General features: G+C 72.1%; 2 protein-coding genes and 1 pseudogene. 2 read left to right on the forward strand and 1 reads right to left on the reverse strand.

Going from position 1 to position 2,154, the window contains the following annotated elements; all coding sequences use genetic code 11:
* Both cobA and AWZ10_RS23855 read left to right on the forward strand, forming a co-directional pair.
* A partial coding sequence (cobA, locus tag AWZ10_RS23850) for a uroporphyrinogen-III C-methyltransferase (RefSeq protein ID WP_060892008.1) occupies window positions 1-822 on the forward strand: 822 nt, incomplete at its 5' end.
* A 107-nt stretch (window positions 823-929) separates the two neighbouring features.
* Complete coding sequence (locus tag AWZ10_RS23855; RefSeq protein WP_046705207.1) at window positions 930-1,751, forward strand: TrmH family RNA methyltransferase; 822 nt, start codon at window positions 930-932, stop codon at window positions 1,749-1,751.
* A 116-nt stretch (window positions 1,752-1,867) separates the two neighbouring features.
* On the opposite strand, the pseudogene AWZ10_RS48005 reads toward AWZ10_RS23855, so the two are convergent.
* Window positions 1,868-2,154 (reverse strand): annotated as a pseudogene (locus AWZ10_RS48005) (serine/threonine protein kinase); the annotation flags it as partial.

Here is a 2,154-nt window from a genome sequence, read left to right on the forward strand (position 1 = left end):
GACCCCCGCCACACCGCCGCCATCCGCGACGCCGTCGTCGAGGGCCTGCGCGACGGCACCCTCGTCGCCCCGCACCACCGCACCCGCACCCCCGGCGTCTCCCTCGTCGGCGGCGGCCCCGGCGACCCGGACCTGATCACCGTGCGCGGCCGACGCCTCCTCGCCGAGGCCGATGTCGTCATCGCCGACCGTCTCGGCCCACGCGACCTGCTGGCCGAACTCCCGCCGCACGTCGAGGTGATCGACGCGGCGAAGATCCCGTACGGCCGTTTCATGGCCCAGGAGGCCATCAACAACGCGCTGATCGAGCACGCCAGGCAGGGCAAGTCGGTCGTGCGCCTCAAGGGCGGCGACCCGTACGTCTTCGGCCGCGGCATGGAGGAGCTCCACGCGCTCGCCGAGGCCGGTATCCCCTGCACGGTCGTCCCCGGCATCTCCAGCTCGATCTCCGTCCCGAGCGCGGCCGGTATCCCGGTCACCCACCGGGGCGTCGCCCACGAGTTCACCGTGGTCAGCGGGCATGTGGCCCCCGACGACGAGCGCTCCCTGGTCGACTGGCCCGCCCTCGCCCGGCTGACCGGCACGCTCGTGATCCTCATGGGCGTCGACAAGATCGGCCGGATCGCCGAGACCCTGGTGGCGCACGGCAAGTCCCCGGACACCCCGGTCGCCCTGGTCCAGGAGGGCACCACGGCCGCCCAGCGCCGGGTCGACGCGACCCTCGCCACGGTCGCCGAGACCGTGGTGACGCAGGAGGTAAAGCCGCCGGCGGTCATCGTGATCGGCGAGGTCGTGAAGGTGGGACCCGGAACGGAAGCATGACCTCCGGGCGGCGACCCCGGACCGTAGGGCCACGGAACCGTAACCACCGGTAACCCGACCCGTCCCAAGCCGTTGGCACCACACCCAGGACAAGGCAGTATCACCCTGTGGCCGATCTCATCACCGTTGAGGACCCCGACGACCCGCGCCTGCGCGACTACACGGGCCTGACCGACGTGGAGTTGCGCCGCAGGCGCGAACCCGCCGAGGGCCTGTTCATCGCCGAGGGCGAGAAGGTCATCAGACGGGCCAAGGAAGCCGGCTACGAGATGCGCTCGATGCTGCTCTCCGCCAAGTGGGTCGACGTCATGCGCGACGTCATCGACGAACTCCCGGCCCCCGTCTACGCGGTCAGCCCCGAGCTCGCCGAACAGGTCACCGGCTACCACGTGCACCGGGGCGCCCTCGCCTCCATGCAGCGCAAGCCCCTGCCCACGGCGGACGAACTGCTGGTGGGGGCCGCCCGCCGGGTCGTGATCATGGAGTCGGTCAATGACCACACCAACATCGGCGCGATCTTCCGCTCGGCCGCCGCCCTCGGCATGGACGCGGTCCTGCTCTCCCCGGACTGCGCCGACCCGCTCTACCGCCGCAGCGTCAAGGTCTCCATGGGCGCGGTCTTCTCCGTGCCGTACGCGCGCCTCGACACCTGGCCCAAGGGCCTCGACGCGGTCCGCGACGCCGGCTTCACCCTGCTCGCCCTCACCCCGGACGAGAAGGCGAAGTCCCTCGACGAGGCCGCCCCGCACCGTATGGACCGCGTCGCCCTCATGCTCGGCGCCGAGGGCGACGGCCTCTCCACCAAGGCCCTCATGTCCGCCGACGAATGGGTCCGCATCCCCATGGCCCACGGAGTCGACTCCCTCAACGTGGGCGCGGCGGCGGCGGTGGCCTTCTACGCGGTGGCGACGGGACGCCCGCAACTCTGAGAGGGGCTGGGCTCTCAGGGGCGCGGGAGAACAGCGAGATCAACCCCCGACGAACCGCGGTGTGCGACCGGGCCGCAGTCGCGAGCTTTTTCGACGTCCTTGCCACCGGCCGACCGTCAGCCGCCGTCCAACTCCGTGAACGACCGCTCCTGGCGTACACCACCATCCCCGCCGAGCCCTCGCGACGGTCCCTGACACCCCTGCGCCGTGGCGATACCGAGCGCGGCCAGCAACGTCACCACGACGAACACCACGAGTCGCTGCCGCAGCAGCCGAGGATTGGCGGGCCGCCGCCCGGTCCCATTGGTCCGGGCACCCGGACGGCCCGCCCCACTGCGCGGCGCGGGCCGTTTCCCGGACCCGGTCGTGTTGCGTGACGGCACAGGCCGCGCACCGGGCCGCG

This window comes from Streptomyces europaeiscabiei (assembly GCF_001550375.1).
GTDB lineage: Bacteria > Actinomycetota > Actinomycetes > Streptomycetales > Streptomycetaceae > Streptomyces > Streptomyces europaeiscabiei.